We start from the raw sequence: 22,628 nt of genomic DNA on the forward strand, positions 1-22,628 counted from the left end.
ATGAACTATTACAATCACGAGCGCATCAAGAAAAAACTAAAAGGCATGAGCCCGGTACAGTACCGAACTCATGCCTCACAGGCTGCATAACATAAATGTCTAACTTTTGGGGGTCAGTTCAGAACGATTGAACTTGTTCAGGACGGTCCTATCTACTTACTCCGTGTCACTACCTGCCGAAGCCGCTTCTCTCATGGCCGACAATGCTTCGTCCAAGGAATCTCCGCTTCCGCCGCTACCTTGCACGACGCCTGCCATTTCGGCACTGTATGCCCACCAACGAACACGCACATTGCCTTGCTCACCGGATTGTTGTACTTTCACGCCAATACGGAATGTGCCCTTCTGCGGGTAAGCAATCGTGCCGATTTTCACTTCAGGTGCATCCGACTCAAATTCGCTGCCTTTAAATACCTCCGAAGCCCCGCCATATACGCGGTCACCACTAGAAAGAATATCCGAGAATGCATCGCCGCTTCGCTCTTCTAAACTTGTGATGATCAACACATTCCCTTCTCCGAGTCCGTGTACAATCTCTCCTGAGTAGAAGCTCTTCATCGCACGCCCGAATGGAGATACAGCAATCTTCGTGAAGGGCTCAATTGGAATGTCGACATACCCGCTTACAATGCCGGCAATCCCGCTGCCACCGCCAGCTGGAATACCTAGATCAAATGACAGTTCGCTGATCAAAGGATTGTAATTGACGTTCAACTCTGGCATTTGCCCTGGAGCCAAGGTTTTCACTTTGGACTTCGTTACGAATTGACCGGACGTTTCTTCTCGATATTGGCTGGCTTGACCGAGTCGGTACATGACCGACGTATTGTAGACGTATTCACCGAACGGTACTTGCTCAACCGTTTCTATGACATAAGTCGGTCCGACTTGAATCAAACATATTTTGGCCAAATAAATGCACGGCTCCGATGGGGCTTCCAAGGATGCTTCCAAGGATTGCTTCACGAAATCCGACATTAACCGCTCTTTCACAGCTTCAGTCACGATGCTAATCTCACCAATGGACTGTGCTTGCAGCTCTAGCTGCCGATCATCCAGCTTCAAAGCCCCAGTTCCTGCTTTCACACCGACTATCGCTTTTACAGCAGCAGTACTATCGGCACGAAGCAGCACCTTCATTTCATATTCGCTTTCTTGCGCATCTTGCGGCTCTTGGAACACAATCGTCGTCCCGTTGATCGCCTCTAGGCGATGAGCATCAAGCTCATATTGGAAGGACAATCTGCCAGCTTTCAGTGTTTTCTCAAAACGCAGCGTCATCTCGAACAATTGTCCCGGATTCACATAGCGCGGTGTCGTTTGCAGGACGCGTACCTGCTTATCCTGATACAGGACAATCGTCTGATCTGACAACGAAGCCAGCGGCAATGATGCTGGGTCTGGCGCATCCTCACGGATAAACAGACGATAGCTTTCCAACACACGATTATAATCATTAATTTCGTCCGAACGGACGGAAGAGTTCGCTACGGCGTGTACGGGTTCTTTTTCCTTTTCATCATAGGCAATACAGAGGTACACGTTCTTAGCGTACTGATTATTACTGAACCCATCCATCATGGACAGCTTCATCGTCATCGGAGATGGCACAACAATCTCCCGTCCTAAAGCATCAATAGCGGCACCCATTTCGACCGAAACGGACTTCTCATCCACGGCTACGACCTGCAGGCCTGTTAGAACACCAGAACCATGCAGCAACCGATTCATCATGCGGCGTTTATCATTGAAATACTTTTGCTCGGACTCGAAATCTCTGACCGTTAGCAGCTTCCCATAGAAATACCGATTGCGTTCAAACGGGTAATAACGTGATTTTTTCATAGGGATACCCTCACCTTCTCTACCATTTATTATTCGATTTCGGAATCTAGTCCCAAGCGCGTATGTATATCCATCCGTTTATCACGATCCACATCAATCAGCACCGTATTGTAAGGCATCGATGAGCGCTGATCGAGGGTTAATAAAGTTGGCTCAGACAAGTACGTATTAATACCGAGGTAGGTATGCATATCCGCATACATCCAAGGCTGCAGCACAATCAATTTGCCTTCAGTATAAGCCGGTTTCTGATCTTCAATAATGTGCTCAATCACTAAGCGCTGTTCATCTGTACGCACACTTTCTGGCCTCAGCAGTACGCAGAAGGTATACGGATTGTCGCCATACAACTGGGTAAAAAGCTGCCTCAGCTCTGATGTTTCTTGCATTTGCTTAAATTGAAAATATTCTAATATAAATGGCTCAGCGCCCGTGTAAATATGGAGCATATGCATCAAGCCCTCGCGCGTACCCCGCAGCTTGTATAGCTCAGGTGCCCGCTTGATAAGCTCTCTCAGCTTCTTCTCACCCCAGGCCTCGTGCTCTGTAATCGCGAGCCAACCACCCAACCATTCCAAGTACGGACCCGACACCGCATCTGGATCAAAATGACCCGAAATCCGATCAATCCTATCCTCCATATCGTCAAAAAATGTACTAAACATCGCTAGGAACCGCTCCAAGAAAGGGCTATGTTCCTCATCCTGTTGATACATCGGCGGCAAATACGCGATGAGCGAGGTGCGAGGGTAATACACCCTCAACTTGCGAATAAACGGTGATTTCTGCTCACTGCCGATCAGCTCGATTTTGAACCAGAGATATCGGCCCTTCGCATTCATCAGCAGCGCATCCTTTGGATTCAGAATCGGCTCTGACCAGAGATCGCGCGTCGCTCTTAGCTTTTCTTTAACCGAGATATTCGGATCCGTGAAATAGCTAGTGAGATTTACGTAATCCCCATCAACCATTCCTTCACTTTCGTCTGAGGCATAATACGAAAACCGAACCTGCGTCTCCTCTGGGATATCGGCTTCCAACCGTATTTTGTGCCACGTCGTCTCCGTCTCTGTCGTATCGAGATCAGCAGAAAAGTACACAGCCTCTGGCAATTGCGTATCTTCCAGCAGCATCGTCCGTGCTCGAAGATCCAGCAAGCTAATCTGGCCGCTTATCCGATCAAACACATACAGGCGATTGCGCCCATCCAGCACTAATTTATCTGTGCGTCCCCGGAAGCCTGTTACCTTATCCAATGAGGTACCGTTGCCGCGATATTTTAAAATAAACCGCTCCGTCACACCCTCTTGCTGCGCGTAACCGCTATCCCCTATATAGAGATTATGATTCGTATCAATGGAAATGCCGGCAAATCGCCCCTCCTGCTCCAATTGGAAATGGAACGGCTCTCGCCCATCCTCGTGGAACACCGTCACCGACCTAAGCTGGTTATCCAGCAGGGCAACCGTGCCATCTGCCGCCGCAGTATAATAGCGATCTTGCAGCTTCGAAATCGCAATAGCCTCTGGCATTTGGTGTGCGTCATGTTCATACACACGTATCACTTCGCCTGCCGAATTCCACTGTATAATGCCAATCCGACCATCCTTGGGGACTTCGGGACTTCCATTCATACCAACCGCAATATCCAAAGGAACCGCTATAAATAGCGTATTCGCGGTTTGAAGCTTCGTATTCAGAGATAGGGGATATAAACTTAAACCTTCCCAATTTTGAACCGCCCACATGGTTTGACCATTCGAGATGGAGTAGAGGGCAAGCCTTCTCTCCGTGCTCTCACTGCTATCAGCAATCACAAGAAGATCTGACATCGATGCAAGCATCGCTTGTGAGCTGAATAACTCGTGACCATGACGAAACAATAACTCCCTATGTCGACTTTCATCATCATAAATCCACACATTCGCCGACTCATCCAGCAAAATCAACTTCCGCCCAGGAGCCACCGTCATATCGCGAATAGGAGGAATCCCTTCAAGCTCATCCGTGCGAACGATGCGATGAATGCTGTACTTCTCCGATTGCTGGATTGAAAAACCTTGCTCCAACATATGAACATTCGCATCAAAGCCTTCTTCCCAATCCATTCTTTTGTTTAGCGAAAAAAATGTTTGTCCATCCTGCATCGTTCGTCACCTCTTTTCTATAGCTGAACCCAAAACCTGCTGTGGTGTATTGTCCGTCGCCTCAAACAAATTAAATGGATTTTATGCTGCTAATTTTGCTGATTCTCCCCATCTGGGAGCAATAGCTGGATTTCCTACAGTTAAGTTCCGCCAATATTCACCAAACTACCGATTCGGATCAAATTAGCTGTACTTTTTCCATCTAATCGCTAAATCCAAGGCAATATGGCAAAATTAGCTGTATATTTTACATCTATTTGAAAGCTAGCTACTCAACTGAGCACTACTTCTACTTCTACTTCTACTTCTACTTCTACTTCTACTTCTACTTCTACTTCTACTTCTACTTCTACTTCTACTTAAACATATCCCAACCGCCAACCACACCAGCACTTACAAATCCGTCTGACTAATCGTCTCGATCTCATGATTGCCAGAGTAGACTAACGCATATGGCGGGATATGAATATCCCCAGCGCCATCCTTGTGGAAGCCTGTGCCTTCGGCATCAAGCCAAATGTCCTGTACATACACGACACCTTTGATGCGGGAAATAACGCCGTAAATATCTCCCTTATACACGGTCCGTCCAAAACGCCAACCTTCCGCGCCCTGCCCATGATCCATCGGCTGAAGCAGATTGCGGAGCTCGATCGCGATGCGCCGTTGCTCGTTCTTATACTTCGGCTCCATCACCACGACGGCGTGGACGGTGATCTTAATATACTCTGCTGGAATGACATGCAGCTCCGTTGTCAAAAGCCGATGACGATCCAGATGCATCTTGATCGTCTGCAAGAACCCCTTGCCAGCCTTCGGCTTGTCGCTCTCGCTGTAAGGCACGACCACCACGGTCATCTGCGCCGGCGCCGATACCCGTGGGAAGTCTCGCATCCCCGGCTTATACAGCGGGATGGCTTTCACCCGCGCGACGCGGAGACCCGGCGCCGCCTTCGCGAGCGCCTCGTAGTCCTCGGCGGTCACCGCGCGCGTTGGCGCAGCCAGCTCGCGCTGCACGCGCAGCTTCGCTTGCGCGAGCGTCTCTACCTCCAGGCCGCCACGCGCCGGAAACGGATTCGTTACGTTCACGCCTGGCGAAGCCGTGAACCCGGTCACGAGGCCGTCCTTCACGTTGCCTCGTACGCCCCCGCCCGCCTGCAAGACCAGGAACCGAATGTTCGGTTCCACGGACTTGCGCGGCACTAACCCCGCTTCGTTATTCCCGAAGCGGATCGTCCCTGCAACAGCGTCGTAGACGTAGTGGCGGTCCGTCGACTTCGAGTTATCGAAGTCATCCACGGCCGTCCAGTCGTCCCAGACGAAGCTGTCTTCCCCCCGCGGGCGGTAGCCGACCTGCAGCAGCATGCTGCTGGGCTTATACACGCGTCCGCGGCTGATCTCAAGGGTCTGTCCAGGCAGGCCCTTGCTGCCTCCCACATATCGGCTGTAGTCAAACTCAGCCGTATAGGCAACAAGCCGCACCCGCTGCGCACCCTGCGGCGGGATACTGCCATGCACCCCGTCGCCGAAACGAAGACGGGTTATCCTACGGGCCGAATCCTGCTGCAATTCACAGCAGAGTTCAGTTGGCCCGCAAGTACTTAAATCAGCGACCGTATGCCAGTCGCGCCAACGGCTCTGCTCGTCCAGTACTTGAATCGTGTGCAGGCCGTTATAAGCGAGATACGAGCTCAGCTCGAAGCTCTGATGTGGCTCTCCCGAAGAACTGAAAGCCGTCACCTCGCTAAAGGTTTCCTGCTCCACTGCCTTAACGGCATTGAGCGTAATCTTCTCAATTTTGGGAGCCAGCTCGTAGCCGTCCTCCTCCAGTGTACAGCAGAGCCAATAGCGGCCCCGGTCATCGGCCGGATACAAGGACATGGGCTTCATTTCCGAGGTAATGAAAAACTTAAACTCCCCACTTTGCGAGAGATGAACCGTGGTATCGCTCTTCGGCTCAATCGGCAGCCAACTCTCCGACTGTCCATCTCCGCCTGCTCCTGCGAATGACCAAGCAACTTTGGCAGATGAAATCATCGGTGCCAACTTTTCTGCATGATGGCTTACGGTCACAGGATAGCGGTCAAACAAATTAAAATAGATCGAAATCTCCGTATCCATTGGCAATGCCTGATCAAAACCGAGATACAGATGGGCTCCCTTGCGGGCATCAGCACCAAACGCATAGAAAGCAATTTTGGCCTGATTGTTTGACGTATAATCAGCAGCAGCCGTTTCCGTACGTACGAGCACCTTCTCCAAGGCAGCTGGAACTACCTGTACCGTACTCTGCGTCTCAAAACGCAGCTCCATCGCGGACAGCGGCGTCCCTTTAGGGAGCACAAGCTGCTGCGCAGCGCCAGTAAATGTCACATCGCAAACCGCGGACACCGCATCACGAGGACGAATCCCCAACAGTTTTAGAAACTTACGTTCACTGCGCTCCGTCACCCGATTTAAGTAATATTGCTGCATCTCTGTCATCCATGACATCAGCTCCAGCAGCGTAATCCCTGGATCATGCTCATTCTCATCTGTCCATTCTGGAAATAGTTTTGGAATCGACTTCCGCGCCTCCATCACCATTTGTTCGAACATCCGGTCATCTAAATTGGGAATTGGCAGCACTTGTGCTCACCTCCTTAAAGTTTTCTTTAGAAAACTAGCTTCGTAAGAGTACGCTTAAAGTTTTCTACTATAATACGTTCACAACCACCTTGTGCTTACCGCTCACAATAATGCTATGCGGCAACGATGGCAGACGATTCACATCCAACTCCACGCGCTCGCCGTCTTCGATTTTGTAGACGGTCATATACAGTTTTTCCACATGGCTGATCGCTCGAATTGATTTCAACAGCGCGTAAAAGACGGAAGGATGGATCTGTGCACCGATGGCCCAACCTTTATTATCAAAATTGCCCGTTAACGGGTCAAGGAATCGATTTAATTTCTCAATCGCCTGAATTTCCGTGAGAACGACCGTATCCATCCCCTCAACAGCGACAATAGCTGAAACCGATATTTCCATATACACGGGCTCAATAACCTGCAAACGTTCGGGGAAAGCAACCAAACTTGAGGCACGCCCCAGAATGAATCGTTCCACTTGTTTTTTTAGCTCAGGAAACGTTGAACTGCCTAGTTGGCCCTCTTTTGGCAAAATAACAAGCGTCATTGCTCCGATTTCTTTCTTCATATACGCATTCCGATTCGGAATACACGTCACCTTCGCGATGTTCGGATAGGCTTCTCTAGCCAACCACTCGTAGTCTTTAGAGGAAACAGCTCGGTTACGATGCTTCAACATCTCTGGTCCTCGCACTAACGCAGACTCCAGCTTCTCCGCTTGACAGCCGCCTGATGCGGGCTCAGGGTTATACACCTCACCCACAAAAGCTATCGAATCCTGCATCTGATTGATCTGACGAGCAGGGACATTGCCGATTTGGCCCATAGTAACTTGGTAGGTGACTTTCATTTGCTCTAGTCCGCCCTTCGGCGGGTGCATCCCATGAACACCATCCCCTACACGTATGCGTCCAAAAGTGTGGTCAATCACATAATGCCGATCTCGGTTACTCGATAACGTCAAATCGCGAACCGAGGTCCAACGAACCCATACCTGCAGAATATTGCCCTCTGAATCACGGCGAATGTCCATAAGTGGCGTTCCAGATAATTCATACTCGGAGATATCCTCTTCCGTCACGAACTCGGTCTCATCCACCCATACTTCCTCAGAAACGATTCCTTGTCTGCTGAGTTGGTATTCCGTTTCTTCCAGTCCTTTGACCTCAGGAACTTCACCTGTAATCGTCTCCTGCTGGAGGACATGAACCGTATTCATATACACACCTTGAATCGTCGGAATCTGTACATGTCCCGTCACATCATCATAGATATCATCCCGATTTGTAGCCCGAATCCAGTAACCTTCTTGACCGAATAGAGAGACGCCTGCAAAATCAGATGGACCCACGAACTGCACCGTACCGCTTTGCGTCAAGCCATTCGTTTCATCGATAACCTTGAGTGCCACCCACTCTGGCGGCGTACCTGGGAGCAAACCTGCTCGCAAATACTCCCACTCTAGCATAGGGACGTCATGCTCCGAGAATCGTTGTTGTTTAATCGAGACGAATATTGAAATAGGACCTTTCACAGGCGGTGTATCAAAAGAAAAACATAACGCTGGATGGCTTCCCTCCAAAGGCTGGAAGGGTTCAAATCCACCTGCCAATTGACGGCTATGCTTAGTCCGTTCTTCGAAAACGGTGCTATTATAGGACAGACAGCGATCTGCTTGATAAAGACGATCCTCATATTCATACGTCAGCGCTACGTCGTCAATCCAAGGTGATAAATATAAGGCCTGCGCGATATACGCATTTTCGATATGTAAAATCCGTGCTCGAATCCAGCGATTCTCATTCCCGTTCACATAAGTAGCCTGAAGATCAGGCGGACAGCGGAACTCAATCTCCTTGCGAACCTTTTGCTGTACAGGGTAGTAAAAGAGCTTCTCTGCATCCTTGCCCACATCAAGCCGCACCCACGTCGTACCATTCCAATATTCCCAAGCCACTTGAAGAACCGTCACATGCACAACAGGTGCTTTATCGAACTTGTTCTTCTTCATGACCATTTTCCAGTCAACTTGATCTGCGTTTTCCGCCCCAAAACGATGCTCAATCGCCTGCAGCCCGAAGCTCAACTTAATATCACCATTGGTTTTCGTAAACACTTCCTGACTGCCAATATAGAAGGAGCCATACAGAGCGAATTGATCACCAAATGGATAGAACCCCGAAGGATCCGCATCAATATCATTGTAAAACATCTGATCAGGGGGAATACCGCCCGTTTCAAGTGTATCTACATAGTCTGTTTTGAAAGAAATATGATCCATAGAAAGCCTGCTGTCAGCGAGCGTCGTACCACCAGATTGGAGTGGCTTTAATCGGCATTGAATCCAGCGACCGCTCTGGCCATTCACTTCTTTGAGAGCAAGCTCTTCACGGACACTTTTGAGCAAAATAATCCGATTGCCCTGCGCCTCAACGGCATCAAATGCTTTCCAACCATCAGCTGTTGCGTACAGCCATTCCGTAAGAGCTGGATCTGCCAGTTGGCTGGACATCCCGAACTCCTCAAAGCGTTTCGTCGAGTTCCGGAATTCGATCTCAATCCGTGCCGGATTGGTTACCGTGAAAAGGGAACTGTGCTCTAAGTACAAGGCATGCTCCTGCAAATTATCCCCATCCTGAAGACGAAACAACTTCTTCGGAAACGCATAACCGTGACGACTAGCAAGTAAGAAGTCATCCGTAACGCGGACAATGATATCCTGTTTGCGACTCGTCACATAAATGCTCGAGAGCACGGCCGGCGTCAACAATGCACTGCGTGCCGTTTCATATAGAATCGTATCGGCCTCTATTGCAGCGGCAATTTGCGTGCCAGCCGAAATAAACACAGATTCTTTCGTTCCTTCGTTTAATGCAAATGTCAGGTAGCTACTAGCCGGTCTTGCTGGAAGCAGCGTGACATCGAACATATTTAGAAATGAGATCAGGTTCTTCGTCGGTACGCGATTCAATCGCTTAATATTATCGTGAAACATATCCGCAAACATCAGGAATAAGGCTGAACCCGGATCCGGGTTCTCTGGTGTAAATCGCCACTCCGGCGTATAGTACGGCGCCATTTCCTTCATTTGGGCAATCAGATCAGGTATGTCTCTGGGATCAATTTTGGGAGGTTGCACAGCTCCACCTCCTCTCTGCACGTATCGTCATCGCTTCCGCATCCTCTTTCTATTTCGAACCTTCAAATAAATAAAACGGATAAACTTGGTTAAACAAGTTGTTCGTTGTACGTACCTGATAGGCAATATGAATCATGACTTTAGCGGGGTCATCTGCTTCTGGAATAGCTTTCACTTCAACCTCGTGAACCCTCGGCTCCCAGTTGCGAATGGCTTCTTCAATGTTCGTTTGCAGCAAATGAAGCGTCGTATCGTCGGTTAAACCGAAAATAAATTCCTGAACGCCGCATCCAAAAGAAGGACGCATAACACGTTCACCTTGCGTGGTGCCCAAAATGACGCGAATCGCTTCAGCGATGTCTTCCTCATACTCGGACATTCGGATTCTTCCTGTTGCAGGATCAACCTGAATCGGGAATTTCCATCCTCGTCCCAAAAATGCTTCCGACATCTCGCCACGCCCTCTCGCTAATTGATTTTGAATCTAGTTAATTTTCACCATACTACCTTTGATGTTAATGATTCCATCTGACTTTAGGTCCAGTGTTGCCCCTGCCTTTAGCGCCATGGTAGCAGATGCTTCTATGTTAATTTGCGTAGATTTAATTTTAATTTCCTTCGTACTCTCAATGCCAACCTCGCCCTTAGCGTTCAAGGTAATCTTAGAGGTTTGGCTGACGACCGAAATTTCATTCGCCGATCCGCCTTTGATCAGAATCTTATTGTTCCCACTGGAGTCAGTAATCGAAATGCTCTGATCCTTGTCCTTGAGTTCAATAATCTGGCCTTTTTTCGTTTTCAGCGTGATACTCTCGTCTCCGCTCTTATCATTGAATGACAGCTCATGACCTGATTTGGTTTTAATCATACGCAAATCATTCTTCTCTGCGGGTGTTGGCGGCATATTCTTCGGATTCCACAGCATTCCAATCACAAATGGCATCCGCAGCTCACCTAAATGGAAGGCAACCAGCACCTCATCCCCAACCTCCGGGATAAAAAGACTGCCCATTTCCTTACCACCCATTAACGTCGCGATACGGACCCAATCTGTCTCCGTTTCGGTTTCTTGCATCGGCAATTTAAGCTTCACACGTCCCATTTTATCAGGATCGGTGTTATTCGTAACCACTGCTACCATGACGCCGCCAATCTTCTGACTAGCAAAATCGGACATACCACCAATTGTTATATCGGGAGTTTTGAACATTAGACCGCATTCCCTCCCAGTTGAAACCGAGTTGTATAACCTTCATCGTCGAAAATGTGGGTCGCTCCCGTAATATAGTACGGTTGGTCGAACGTCTTACCAACACCACTCAGCTTGATATAGCGCCCGGCGCGAATCTCTGGAATCCCAATACATTCCCCGCTGCCGCTAACCAGCTTCATTGCACGGCGATTTAATATCGCATCTGCGTAACTTTTGGCTTCCTCCACAGAGGTAACATTCGTATACATATGCTCGATGAAATCACCTTTTGAACCTAAAATATCTTTGCCCGTTTTGCTGTTGGAACCGAGCTTCGCCACGCTTGCTGACTTGCCTTCGATAACTTTTAACTCTTTATTATCCCAAGCTCGTACGGTTACGCCCGTAATTTGCTCGGCTAAATTGTGATCTATCATTAAACTGCGGAGCGTCTTCCCCATTTCCAGCGTCATCACGGCTGTCATCGCCGTTAATGGCTTACGGAAATACAAATTTTTCCCCACAACGAAGAAATCATAGTTAACTAAATTCGCTAAATTTTGAATGAAGTGATAGTCATTGATCTGACTCTGTGATAGTGCCGGAAACACCGTTGTCGTGGCATCCACGTTTGTTTTGAAGCCATACGTTTTGGCGATTTCTTCAACGACCTCACTATATTTTTTCTTATTCCAAGAGCGCGACTTCGTCCCTTTCATCATGAGATAAGAAATATCCATCCCACGTACAACGAGACCAGGGGCACCGTCTTCTGGGAAATCTACCACAACGGACGTAATTTGTCCCGTAAACACAGGCGTAAATTTGTCTACATAACCTAAACCAATATCAATGGCTTTACCTAATGTGAAAGTAGATAGCCATTGGAATTCATTCTTCGTAACATCGTACGCATTCGCTATTCGAAACGAAAAAGAGTCTGCCGTGCCATCAATCGTTGTATCCACGCGTAGATTATCCAGTGCGATATCATCCGACAGCTTCGTGCCATCTACTTTAATATCGTAGTAAGGCGCGTAAAAATCACCATATTTTTTGGCCAGGTCGTCAAATGTAAAAGAGCTCGTATCCAGATCTAAGGCCATTGGCTTAATCCAACCTCGGAACTGAAATGCGGCGTCCCGTGGCTACTTTCATTGGATTATCGATCCCATTCGCTTTGGCGATTTCTCGCCACATCGTTGGATCCTCATACTCAGTGGCGGCTATCGTCCACAGTTGATCCCCTTGGTTCAGCATCTTCAATTTCGTTCGATCTGCCGAATGACGTGGAATTTGCTTCAGTTGATCTTTCTTGCTTAGCGTAGATTTAAATGTAACTTTCAGCTTAGCCCGAACAGGAACACCTGTATCCAGGAACATCGTAAAATGCTGATTTACACCGACGACAACTCCCTTAAAATCCAGTGAACCCCATACGAATCTGCATAGCGGCGGTGCATGGATCTCTTTCTCCACATCGAGGAGACCTGAAATCTTTGTCGTCAACTGACGAACGTCCGTCCCTTTCTCGTAAGTATCGAAAAAGAAATCCATGGTGAGTGTTGTCGTACCCCCGCTCACGAACTGAGCAATTGGCATGGACAGACCCGGCACTGTTTTCCAGTCGTAGTTATTGCTCGTGTCAATCGTATACTCACCTGGGTTAAACATGACTTGTACATTTTCTGTTTTACTGCCTTTATGTACAATAATCATTGCTTTCTTAAGCGCCATAGGAATCCGTCCTTTCTGCCGTAATCATTGATATCAGATCGAGTGTAGCTTGCTGGAGTTAGTCGGTTTTATCGACTAAGTTCACTACAATTACTGCTGGAGTGATTGAGTTAGTCGGTTTCATCGACTAACTTCACTACAATTGCCGATAGAGTGATTGAGTTAGCCGGTTTCATCGACTAAGTTCACTACAATTGCCGATAGAGTGATTGAGTTAGTCGGTTTCATCGACTAACTTCACTACAATTGCCGATAGAGTGATTGAGTTAGCCGGTTTCATCGACTAACTTCACTACAATTGCCGATAGAGTGATTGAGTTAGCCGGTTTCATCGACTAACTTCACTCCTTATGGAGAAATATAGTCCATTTACTATGTGCAATTTATATATAAAAGCTTATATTCCTCGACGTTGCCGTTCGAATTTCATCTTTTTCTCGATTTCTCGGTACACTTTGTCCGCGATTTTGGCGATATCCAGCTGTGGAAGCTGTTTAATCAGCTCTTGCAGCTGCTCTTCGCTTAATTCCGGCGGCGTCTGATCGACTGGTGCTGCTGGTGTTGGTTCAGAGTCTGCGCTCGCTTTGGTGCGCAGCCAGTCCATATCGAGCGGTGCATTCGCCAGTTGACTCGATGAAGCTTGTTTATGCTCCAGCATGCTGAGTGGAGAAGCGAGATGCTCTTGACTTGCTGATTGCAGGAGCACGTTCATCGCTGGCGTACCTTGATGGCTCGCGCCGATCGATGGCGGCTGCGTTCGCGACTGCATCGGCACGCTCATCGCTGGCGTGCCTTGGTGGCTCGCGCCGATCGACGGCGGCTGCGTTCGCGACTGCATCGGCACGCTCATCGCTGGCGTGCCTTGGTGGCTCGCGCCGATCGACGGCGGCTGCGTTCGCGACTGCATCGGCGCGCTCATCGCTGGCGCGCCTTGGTGGCTCGCGCCGATGGACGGCGGCTGCGTTCGCGACTGCATCAGCGCGCTCATCGCTGGCGCGCCTTGGTTGATGTCGGCTTGCATGCCGCCGCCGGGTCTGGCAAGCCGCTGCACCTGCGTGGGCAGCGGCTTGGTTAAGGCAGCAGCAGCCCAGCCTTGGCTGCTGCTGTTGGTGATGCTGGCGCTGCTTAGCGCGCCAGCTGTTGCTGCGGCTGCTCCGCCAGAGGCAGCCGCCTGCACGAGACTGCCCGTCCCCCGGGCGGGCAGTCGATGTTCCGCTGCGGCAGGCGAAGCCGCAGCCATTCCCGCAGGAGCAGCGCGAAGCGCTCCTGCGCTGCTCGCCAGCAGCGGCATGACACGCGGTGTCATGCTCGTGCTCTGGCGAGCTCTCGGCGCACGTGCGGCGCGCGCGACTGAGACCGTCTCTGCGGCCCGTGAAGCGGCCGCAGGCTCTAGGGCTTGCGCTTCTACCTGCGCGCTCACCATAGCCCTAATGGTTTGCTCCGCCGAATCCACTTGGAAGCCTTCCGCTTCCAAGCGGTTCTCCGAACCACGTGCTTCCCGCATAGGCGCGCGCTCACTGCCATCGACGATTGTGCGTCTCTGAAGATGTTCGGCTTGCGCCCCAGACCAGTTCACTGCTCCATGCTTTGGTGAGGCTTCACCATCAGCACCTTGCAATAATCCTTGCCTGATAGCCTGGGAAGATGCTTTATTGATCAATTGCCTAATTCTCGTCTCACTTGCCCGTTGAATCAGATTGCCAGTACCGATATTTCCTGTACCTGGTATCCGCTTCGAACTTTCCATCGTATTTTGACCAAGGATCTGGCGATTTGTTACATCAACAGATCGCTTAAGCGGAGATAAACTTGTTGTTCTTCCAGGAGTGCGTTGCACAGATAACTCTGAACCAACTGTTCTGTTTATCAGTCCTTCATTCTCACGTGTAGCAACTTGTCTCGCATTCTGCCTAATTTCGTTCTCAGATGATCTTTGCACGAAATTGCTACGCACTAATTCACCCGATGTGCGATGTGATTGAACATTGTCTAATTGATTAGCTCTTCTTACCTGAATGCCATTCGTAACGCCTAATGCACGTTGAACGAGCTCCCCAAGAACTGAGTTGCTTATGCCTCTAGCTTGCAGAGGATGTTCCATTCCGTTGTTCGGTTTGGATTGTCTGCTATTCTCACCAAAAGATGGCCGTTGTACAAACTCCCCACGTACAACCTCTCTTGCTGGCTGATTGCGTTGATTGTCTATCTCTCCATCCGTTCGGTTCAATTGAATCGGGGCAGCAGCATTAAAATTCTGTTCTTCGATATGTGCATCCAGCATTCCATTAGTAGAACTTATATTTTCACTGACCGAAGAAGTGCGTGCTCCTACTTCCCCTGCCACAGGTTCACTTGTTGGTTCCAAGCTGTCATCAAAATTCAGCTGTCTCTGGTCTTTCCGATCGGTATCAGCTAACCGCTGCACGTTTCCTGGATCTGCAATACGACTCATATCCAATGACTGCGCATCATCTGATCCGCTTGCTCGTCTTGTTACAGTGCCATTCTCGATTCGTCCGGCCCGAAGCGTAAGCTGACCTCTCGCCCATGCACCAGTTGAGCGCGAAATCGTTTCATCACCCTCGCTGCTTGTTGAAGATAATTGAGTGTGAGAGCTAAGGGTTGGTTTTCGAGATATGAACTCTCCTAAGTCAATTTTACGCTGAATACTAGCCTGCTGCTCTTTCACCTGATTCACACGGGATGGACGTCCAGCTCGTCTTACCATTTCAAGCGGTGTACGACTTACGGATTGAACTACCCCAACAACCGTTGTATCATTCGTTGGTTTACCCGTAGCATGTTCACTGACACTAGACTGTATGTCACTTGTTCCTTTAGCACTGTATGGCTTATTCTCCCTCGATGTTTCAGTTAAAAACAGACTGCGACTCTCTTGAACTAAACTAGCTGGTTGGCGAAAGCTGCGTTGACGCAGCTTCGGGCCGTCCGTCGCAATCTGGCTTGAATTCACGAAGATCATACTGCTTTGTGCTACTTTGGCTGCGATTTCAGCGGCTAAGGTTTGTCTGATAGTCGTCCTCTGAGAAACTGATCCTGCTTGATCCTCTCGTATACCAGGCGATTGTTGACCTGCCATCCTGTTGTTGGTTATTTGGGATGGGCGTAAACTAGTCCGCAATAGACGAACAACTTCTCTTTTTTCTATGTTTTTCTGCTCTATGGGTGTTGGAAGCAACGTTCCTATAGATCGAACGCTCGCTGCTGCAATTTTAGCTGCAATCTCAGTGGTTAACTTCCCAGCAGGACGATTCTCACTCACCACTAGTTTATTGCTATGACTCTGGTCTTCTTGCTTTATTGGTTCTTGTCTTGTATTAACGTCTTGCAAGCCTTGTGTAGTAGCAGAACGAAGTAATTCATCCCCCTTCATTTTGGGCTGCTCAGGAATTGCTCGTTGCAATTTACTTTCTGATATGTCCAGCTCTCGTTGGATAGGTAGGGTTCGGCTATCTACGCTTTGATTCTCCTGCTGACGGTGCAGCCGATTACTTCCAAGCTGTAACTCTCCGTTGAACGTTCGACTAGTATTCTTAGGAACTATAGCGGATTCCCTTAATCGCTGATCTCTAAACTTACTTATTGATCTACCCAACACATCTGTACCTAGATCAGGCTTTACTACGTTAAGTGACAATTGGGCAGAAGCCCTATTCGTTATGTCTTGCATTCGATCTTTGTTTAGACTATTTGTACTCCTAATGAAAGTATCATTATTAGAAGAGGGTTGTCTTTGTATGGTAACGAGCTGCTGCAACCAGCTCTCGTTGCTTTGAATTTTCTGAGCCTTTGAACGTCTATTTTCCATACGCGCAGGCTTCCTATACACCTGACTTGGATAAGCAGTCACAACCTCAACCTGTTTGGAAGCTAAACTTTCCTGCTCTGGCATTCCCACCGTCTCAGAATTAAATGTCGACTCAGCTATAGGTTGCACATCAGTTGGAGGAACTAAGTTCTCTGTGAATCCAACGATTGTTTCATGCGTTGTTTCTTTACTTGCCTCTTGGACATTACTATTTTTTCGTGGTCGTCCTCTTTTTCGCTTCTCAGGCTGGTCGATTGGTTGCAAAACTACAGGTTCTGCATAGCCCAAATCTTGCATTTGTTGTTCTTGCTTAGCTTGATGCTCTGCTTGCTCTTTTTGCTGTTGTTGCCGAAGGCGTGGTTCTTCTTGCTCAAGACTCACTTGAGACTCACGTTGTACGTCATGTTCATTGTTGTATTGCGCTGCTTGTAGTTCCGGCAATGCTTGTGGATTCTCTCTAATTTGTCGCTGATGGAATGCTTGTCGGTCCCGCTCATGCACTAAATTAGCAGCTTGCTCATTCTCTTGTGAAATCTGCGATTGAGCTTGTGCAAACTGTTGATGAGTCTCCTGATGCTCTAGCTCTTCTCGTTGTGTCCGTTGTTGCGTCAATTGCTGCTCTTGCAACTCTTCTCGTTGTACCCGTTGTTGCGTTTCTTGTCGCTCTTGCAACTCTTCTTGTTGTACCCGTTGTTGCGCCGCTTGCTGCTCTTGTAACTCTTCCCGTTGTACTCGTTGTTGCATCACTTGCTGCTCTTGCAACTCTTCTCGTTGCGCCTGTTGCTGCGTTCCCTGTTGTGCTTCTTGCTCTACTCTTTGTCTACTTTGTTGTGCTTCTTGTTGCTCTTGTGACTCTTCCCGTTGTACTCGCAGTTGAGCTTCTTGCTGCTCTTGTTGAATGCGCAGTTGTTCAATCACTGGCGACTGACTTGACACAGCGTCCTGTTGCTTTAATTCATCACGTTCTTGTTGTAATTTCTGGACTACTTCTATCAATGCCGCTTGCTCTTGCATCACTTGTGAAGATGGCTGTGACTGAGCAGTTTCCTGTTGATCACCTGCCTTACGCCAAATCTGTGTCGTGCTAGCGTCAATTCCTCTATTTCTAGAACGACTAGGACTAGATGAACTTGCGGAAGCATGCATAGATCTAGGTAAACGTGATGTTATGCTTGAAGCATTAATCGCCATTGGCTGTAAGCTGGAAGAAAGAAAGCCCTTCGCATTGGAAGCATTACTTCTACCTGTGCGTATTGCGTTTGCCGCTTGATCTCGTTCAGCGGGTTGTCGTTTGCTCGCTTGCGCATCTTGCCCTTCAGCATGTTTGCTTAGCAAACTGCGAATAAAACGAACTGTACTTGGCGATGACTCTTCCGAAAAAGGACCTTCACCCAGCTTTATCGACTTTCTAAATCCGATGGTTTGAGAATCAGTAGAGCTTGATCTTGGCACTTCAGAATCGCTCATGTTGTGCGAACTTTGCTGTGTCAACCCGCGATGACTCAGTGGCGTTTGCGTTACCTCCTGCAAGATTAACTTAGCCACATTGAAAAAGGATGGATTCGATTGCAGCCTATTTTGCCCTGTTAAACGGACATCAACTGCCTCATCGTCATTTCGTCCAAAACTCAACTTCCCAGCTTGGAACTGCTCAAGCCAAACGGAAGCACTTTGAATGGCTTCCACATGCTGAGCAACATTAGCATGATTCACCCTAGCCGTTGTATGTCCATCGTGCTCATTTGAACGGACTACACCGCTATCTTTATTGTCACGCAAAGCTTGTTTATATAATAAGTTAATTGTTTTCTGGCTAATATTCGTTGGTTGACCTGTATGTTGAACGCCATTCACCATAGGGCTCGGTTGATTTATCTTGCTGCTTGTAGAATGTGCTAGCATACCTATCGAAGCAACGAGCTGCCTCATCGAACGTTGCATAATCGGTGAGTTACGTTTATTAACGACGTTAATTGTTTCTTGTTTAGACTGTGTATGATTACGTTTAGCAGCATTAATTTGTTCTTGTTCCGCTAGGATTTGGGCTGCTAGTTCCTTTGCCTTCTTGCTTTTACGTCCCCTCTTCTTCTTGACAGGTACATCAACGGCTGATGGCATCTGTCCAGAGGAAACACTTTTTTCATCCTGATGACTTTCATCTATAAAGGCTTGCTTCGGTAATTGATATCCACTTTGTTTCACTAACTTCTGAATTTGCTGAATCGTTTGCTGTTTCGTGATGAGAGGTGCTGATTCTGGATGTTTCAAGCTTTGGAGCTGTAGCTGTAATTGCAGAATCCAAGCCCGATCACTCGGGTTCTTGATGGATGCTAATTCCTTATCTGTCAGCAAACCTTTCCCCTTAAAAATCAGGGCAAACATACCTAAATAATTATGACGATCCCATCCATACTTCCCCATAATGCCAGAGGCAAATTGCTTCGCCTGACGAGAAGTCTGACCGACAGTTGTAGTGCGTTTACCTTCAGCAAAGCGTAATGAACCCTTCTTCTTGTTCCCACGGGGTTTATGCGATTGTCGAGAGTTCATGAACAATCCCCCTAAAAGTTTTCGTCAGAAAACTGACTTCGTAAGCGTAAATCTTAAGCTTTGCTTTAGCAGTAACATCCTGCCATCATCTTATTTCTTAAAAATCGTCTTCAACCCCGCATGCACTAACTCGACCGACTCGATCGCCACATTGGCGTTGCCTGCATTGAGATCAGGTCCGTTCCATTTCACAGGAAATGCGCTTGTGAATTCCCAACGGCACATCTCTTTACCTTCGACGTTGTATAAAAGAATAGAGCCATTCTTACGACTAATTTTGCCTTGTGCAGCATTATTGTACCAATCCCACAACTCACTTGAGTTGCTGATACCTCTTTTGAGCACAATGTTCGGGTACTTCGTATGTTGAACCATGTAGTGAGGATGGGTGTTCAAGCCACCTTCCCAATACGGCTTTACTTCAATCTCCGACTTCATGCCTGTCACCTCGGAGAAACCTCCGACGATCAGTCCATCAAGCTCAACGAGAAAACGAAAGTTGCCGCCTACATTATGCAATTTGGATGGTTTAGCCATTGTTTGTTACTCACCTCTTACCGAAACACATCAAACGGATTGTCTGGCTGTTTTTTACCTTCTTCGTTCAAATTACGGTTGATACGGGAAATTTCCTCGCACCACGTACGGCGTTCACGGTGTTCCATGGACATAATTTCATCATGTGACCAATGAAAATAGTAAGCAATGAAGCCTACTTCTTCATATATTTTGTCAATGGGGTAGCCCGTTACGCCATCTCGTCCAAAAAAGACACGTCCACATCGAACTCGTGCTCACATTTCGGACAACTTGTATGAATTCTTGGCACGTCCATTTCGTTAATTTGGCGATAAAAGTTTTGCAAGAATGCCAAATCTGCTGTGAAGAACTTCTCAACGACACGTGTATCAATCGCACGCAAGTCCCCTAAATTTGTAATGACACGTGTAAGCAAAATAATCGTTAAATAGCCTGGGTTTTGCTGAACACGTTGGTCACGCATCGGTAAAATTTCATCCGCAGCTGTCGCTAAGCGCATAACACCTTTTTTGTGAAGCGTACCATTGTCATCTACATACCCTCTAGGGAGTTCGAATTCGTATTCTGTTTTGAAAGCCATGGTGTCATTACCTCCTTCGTGGTGAAAACAATAAAATCTTCTATTGGAACAAAAAGAAGAGTCAGGAACCGGAGGTATTCGCTCCGGCACCTACTCTAACTAAACATTACTTCGTACGTGTCATGCCTTCATGTGCAAGCTCTAAGCTCTCGATAGCAACTTCGTTCCCAGTCCCTTTGAAGCTTGGTGCTGAGTACTTGGATGGCCATGCTTCGATAACCTGCCAAGTAGCTACATCTCCGCCCTCTTCGTTGATCGCGATAATCGTGACCGTTTTGCGGGAGATTTTGCCTTGAATGGACTCTGACATCCAGTTGTACATATCCATGGAGTCTGTAACTCCCCATTTCAATGAGATGTTACCGTATTTAGCAAGACCCGGAAGCTTCCGAGGCGTGATGGTTTCGTTTCCTTCTCTGTATTCAATCACCGATAAGGAAGCATCAAATCCAGAAATTTCGCTGAATCCAGCTTGTTGAATACCTTCTACTTCAATTCTAAATCTAAAATTGCGGTATGGATCCCTACGTTCGCCAGCCATAATATACCCCTTTCCTAATATGCGTAATATCTAACGTTAGACTATTCTTCTCTTGTTTTCTGAGTAATACGGAAGATCACGAACTCGGCAGGTTTCACCGGAGCAACCCCGATTACGCAGATCAATCGACCATTATCGATATCATCCTGTGTCATTGTGCTGCGGCCAATGTTAATGTAGAACGCTTCAGAAGGACTTCCGCCCATCAAAGCACCATCTCTCCACACCCGCGTTAAGAACGCATCAATCGTCCGCTGTACACGCGCCCAAAGCTGTTCGTCATTCGGTTCGAAGACAACCCAGTTCGTGCCGTTCTTAATGGACTCTTCGATAAAGATGAACAAACGTCTAACGTTCACATATTTCCATAAACCGTTCGACGATGTTGTACGAGCACCCCATACACGAATACCTTGTCCTGCAAAATGACGGATCAAGTTAACGCCTTGCGGGTTCAGGATATCTTGCTCGCCTTTGTTATATTGGCAATCTAGGCCAACTGCACCGCGTACAACTTCATTCGCTGGCGCTTTTTGAACACCACGGGATTGGTCGGAACGGGAGTAGATACCGATGACGGAACCAGATGGCGGTATGTAAATGTTGCGTTTGTCTAATGGATCAAATACTTGCAACCATGGGTTGTACATCGCTGCATAAGAGCTGTCAAAGATGTTACGGTGCGTCATAACATCCGTTACCTTGGTTTTCTCGCGTGGAATATCGAGAACCGCGAAGCGGCTGCCCAAGTTTTCACAGTGCGCTACAAGGGATAATTGAACCGTAGGCTCAGTTACACCTGGAATCGCGATGATGGACACGACATCGTTATCAATGAAGGACTGAATCCCTGTACGTTTACCCGGACCACGGTCAACACCCATGTAAATATCAGGCGTTACATTCGCAATGGAACCGTTGCTGCCGCCAGACAAAGCGATTTGGAATTTGCCAACGGATTCGTTCTCGCCAGAAAGCACCTCGAAAGGAGCAATTGCGCCAAGATCTTGACCTTCAGTCAAATCCTTCACCGTAATAATGTTCGAGCGGGAAACAATTTTCTCGATGTGATTCGCTGCCGTGATGTTCAGGGATACCCGCTCATACGTCTCAGCTTCGTCACCGTAGAATACGTGAAGTGTAAATTCACTTGTTGTCAGTACTTTAGCAGGTAGCAATCCGCTATCAACAACATCGCCATCAAGAGCTTCAGACAATGAGATAATGTTATCTTGGGAAGCTACTACTTTGCTGTATTGCTTCACGCCTGCTGCTTCAAAAGCAACTACGTCGCCAACGTTAAAGCCAGCGTTGTTTTTAACGCGATATTGTGATTCGCTTAGCACTTCATAGATTTGCGTCTTAGCTTTGCTAGCTGGCACAACAACGATACGAACTTGGTTCCCCCATGTTCCAGGGTTCTTGGAAGCAATCTCTAGAATTGCTGATTCTTTATTCGTAGCCGCTTTGTTCGTTGCTACTTTCGCGTCAGTTGGCGCTACACGCATAACGAAACAGCGATTGCCTCCGTTTAAGTAGAAATGCTCTACCGCATAAGAAAGGAAACGATATTCGCCGAATTCATTCTCGGACAAGTAGCTACCGAATAAACGGTGGAAATCAGCTACGCTCGTAACCAGTTGAGGGACACCTTCAATTTCCCCTCTTTGCGCAAGCCCTATAAACCCGGCCGTACTTGTGCTTGCACCCTCAAGCGGTTGTGCTCCGCTGTCAAACTCTTCCACATAGACTCCAGGTGATAAATAGTCAGCCATTGTTCCCCAGTTCAGTCAGATGGCACTGCTTACTCATTAAATATGGCCAAAGACATGAAACCAGTTCTCTCCTTTCTGCTTGTCATTTTGTATAGAAGATGGACGTGTCCATTCTACTAATT

General features: G+C 47.9%; 15 protein-coding genes. 1 reads left to right on the plus strand and 14 read right to left on the minus strand.

The genetic code is table 11. The features are described 5' to 3' along the window. The coding region (locus HQN88_RS20595) for an IS3 family transposase (RefSeq protein ID WP_173115701.1) at positions 1 to 90 on the plus strand (90 nt) is incomplete at its 5' end. 66 nt (positions 91 to 156) lie between these two features. Here the strand turns inward: HQN88_RS20595 and HQN88_RS20600 are convergent. The 14 genes from HQN88_RS20600 to HQN88_RS20665 all read right to left on the minus strand — a co-directional run bounded on the left by HQN88_RS20600 (position 157) and on the right by HQN88_RS20665 (position 22,506). Continuing rightward, positions 157 to 1,845, minus strand: coding sequence for a hypothetical protein (locus HQN88_RS20600; protein ID WP_173116038.1), 1,689 nt, complete (start codon positions 1,843 to 1,845; stop codon positions 157 to 159). Positions 1,846 to 1,874: 29 nt separating this feature from the next. Further along, on the minus strand, positions 1,875 to 3,992 hold the full coding sequence (locus HQN88_RS20605; RefSeq protein ID WP_173116040.1) for a phage tail protein: 2,118 nt from the start codon (positions 3,990 to 3,992) through the stop codon (positions 1,875 to 1,877). A 393-nt stretch (positions 3,993 to 4,385) separates the two neighbouring features. Beyond that, positions 4,386 to 6,620 (minus strand): putative baseplate assembly protein, encoded by a 2,235-nt coding sequence (locus HQN88_RS20610; RefSeq protein ID WP_173116042.1) that lies wholly within the window; start codon positions 6,618 to 6,620, stop codon positions 4,386 to 4,388. A gap of 67 nt (positions 6,621 to 6,687) precedes the next feature. Beyond that, positions 6,688 to 9,762 carry a baseplate J/gp47 family protein gene (locus HQN88_RS38450; protein ID WP_173116044.1) on the minus strand — a complete coding sequence of 1,025 codons (3,075 nt, stop codon included), beginning with the start codon at positions 9,760 to 9,762 and terminating at the stop codon, positions 6,688 to 6,690. A gap of 49 nt (positions 9,763 to 9,811) precedes the next feature. Continuing rightward, entirely contained in the window at positions 9,812 to 10,213 is a 402-nt protein-coding gene (locus tag HQN88_RS20620; RefSeq protein ID WP_057309160.1) for a GPW/gp25 family protein, read from the minus strand. Positions 10,214 to 10,246: 33 nt separating this feature from the next. Beyond that, a complete protein-coding gene (locus HQN88_RS20625) occupies positions 10,247 to 10,972 on the minus strand; it encodes a phage baseplate assembly protein V (RefSeq protein ID WP_173116046.1) in 726 nt (241 codons plus the stop codon). Continuing rightward, on the minus strand, positions 10,972 to 12,060 hold the full coding sequence (locus tag HQN88_RS20630; protein ID WP_173116048.1) for a phage late control D family protein: 1,089 nt from the start codon (positions 12,058 to 12,060) through the stop codon (positions 10,972 to 10,974). Before HQN88_RS20630 ends, HQN88_RS20625 begins: the two co-directional genes overlap by 1 nt. Before the next feature lie 4 nt (positions 12,061 to 12,064). Beyond that, positions 12,065 to 12,691, minus strand: coding sequence for a CIS tube protein (locus HQN88_RS20635; protein WP_068664317.1), 627 nt, complete (start codon positions 12,689 to 12,691; stop codon positions 12,065 to 12,067). Between the two features lie 397 nt (positions 12,692 to 13,088). Next, on the minus strand, positions 13,089 to 19,070 hold the full coding sequence (locus tag HQN88_RS20640; protein ID WP_173116050.1) for a hypothetical protein: 5,982 nt from the start codon (positions 19,068 to 19,070) through the stop codon (positions 13,089 to 13,091). A gap of 90 nt (positions 19,071 to 19,160) precedes the next feature. After that, a complete protein-coding gene (locus HQN88_RS20645; protein WP_173116052.1) occupies positions 19,161 to 19,607 on the minus strand; it encodes a phage tail protein in 447 nt (148 codons plus the stop codon). 17 nt (positions 19,608 to 19,624) lie between these two features. Beyond that, positions 19,625 to 19,807 (minus strand): DUF6760 family protein, encoded by a 183-nt coding sequence (locus tag HQN88_RS38455; RefSeq protein ID WP_081787256.1) that lies wholly within the window; start codon positions 19,805 to 19,807, stop codon positions 19,625 to 19,627. An 11-nt stretch (positions 19,808 to 19,818) separates the two neighbouring features. After that, positions 19,819 to 20,190 carry a phage tail assembly protein gene (locus HQN88_RS20655; protein WP_173116054.1) on the minus strand — a complete coding sequence of 124 codons (372 nt, stop codon included), beginning with the start codon at positions 20,188 to 20,190 and terminating at the stop codon, positions 19,819 to 19,821. Positions 20,191 to 20,296: 106 nt separating this feature from the next. Next, entirely contained in the window at positions 20,297 to 20,731 is a 435-nt protein-coding gene (locus HQN88_RS20660; RefSeq protein ID WP_056612231.1) for a phage tail protein, read from the minus strand. A 41-nt stretch (positions 20,732 to 20,772) separates the two neighbouring features. Then, positions 20,773 to 22,506, minus strand: coding sequence for a phage tail sheath family protein (locus HQN88_RS20665; protein WP_173116056.1), 1,734 nt, complete (start codon positions 22,504 to 22,506; stop codon positions 20,773 to 20,775). Positions 22,507 to 22,628 lie beyond the last annotated feature (122 nt).

Source organism: Paenibacillus qinlingensis (genome assembly GCF_013204845.1).
Lineage (GTDB): Bacteria > Bacillota > Bacilli > Paenibacillales > NBRC-103111 > Paenibacillus_E > Paenibacillus_E qinlingensis.

Coding starts and splice junctions, on each gene's coding strand:
- HQN88_RS20600 (WP_173116038.1), bottom strand. CDS start 1,845: ATGAAAAAATCACGTTATTACCCGTTTGAACGCAATCGGTATTTCTAT.
- HQN88_RS20605 (WP_173116040.1), bottom strand. CDS start 3,992: ATGCAGGATGGACAAACATTTTTTTCGCTAAACAAAAGAATGGATTGG.
- HQN88_RS20620 (WP_057309160.1), bottom strand. CDS start 10,213: ATGTCGGAAGCATTTTTGGGACGAGGATGGAAATTCCCGATTCAGGTT.
- HQN88_RS20625 (WP_173116046.1), bottom strand. CDS start 10,972: ATGTTCAAAACTCCCGATATAACAATTGGTGGTATGTCCGATTTTGCT.
- HQN88_RS20630 (WP_173116048.1), bottom strand. CDS start 12,060: ATGGCCTTAGATCTGGATACGAGCTCTTTTACATTTGACGACCTGGCC.
- HQN88_RS20635 (WP_068664317.1), bottom strand. CDS start 12,691: ATGGCGCTTAAGAAAGCAATGATTATTGTACATAAAGGCAGTAAAACA.
- HQN88_RS20640 (WP_173116050.1), bottom strand. CDS start 19,070: ATGAACTCTCGACAATCGCATAAACCCCGTGGGAACAAGAAGAAGGGT.
- HQN88_RS20645 (WP_173116052.1), bottom strand. CDS start 19,607: ATGGCTAAACCATCCAAATTGCATAATGTAGGCGGCAACTTTCGTTTT.
- HQN88_RS20655 (WP_173116054.1), bottom strand. CDS start 20,190: ATGGCTTTCAAAACAGAATACGAATTCGAACTCCCTAGAGGGTATGTA.
- HQN88_RS20660 (WP_056612231.1), bottom strand. CDS start 20,731: ATGGCTGGCGAACGTAGGGATCCATACCGCAATTTTAGATTTAGAATT.
- HQN88_RS20665 (WP_173116056.1), bottom strand. CDS start 22,506: ATGGCTGACTATTTATCACCTGGAGTCTATGTGGAAGAGTTTGACAGC.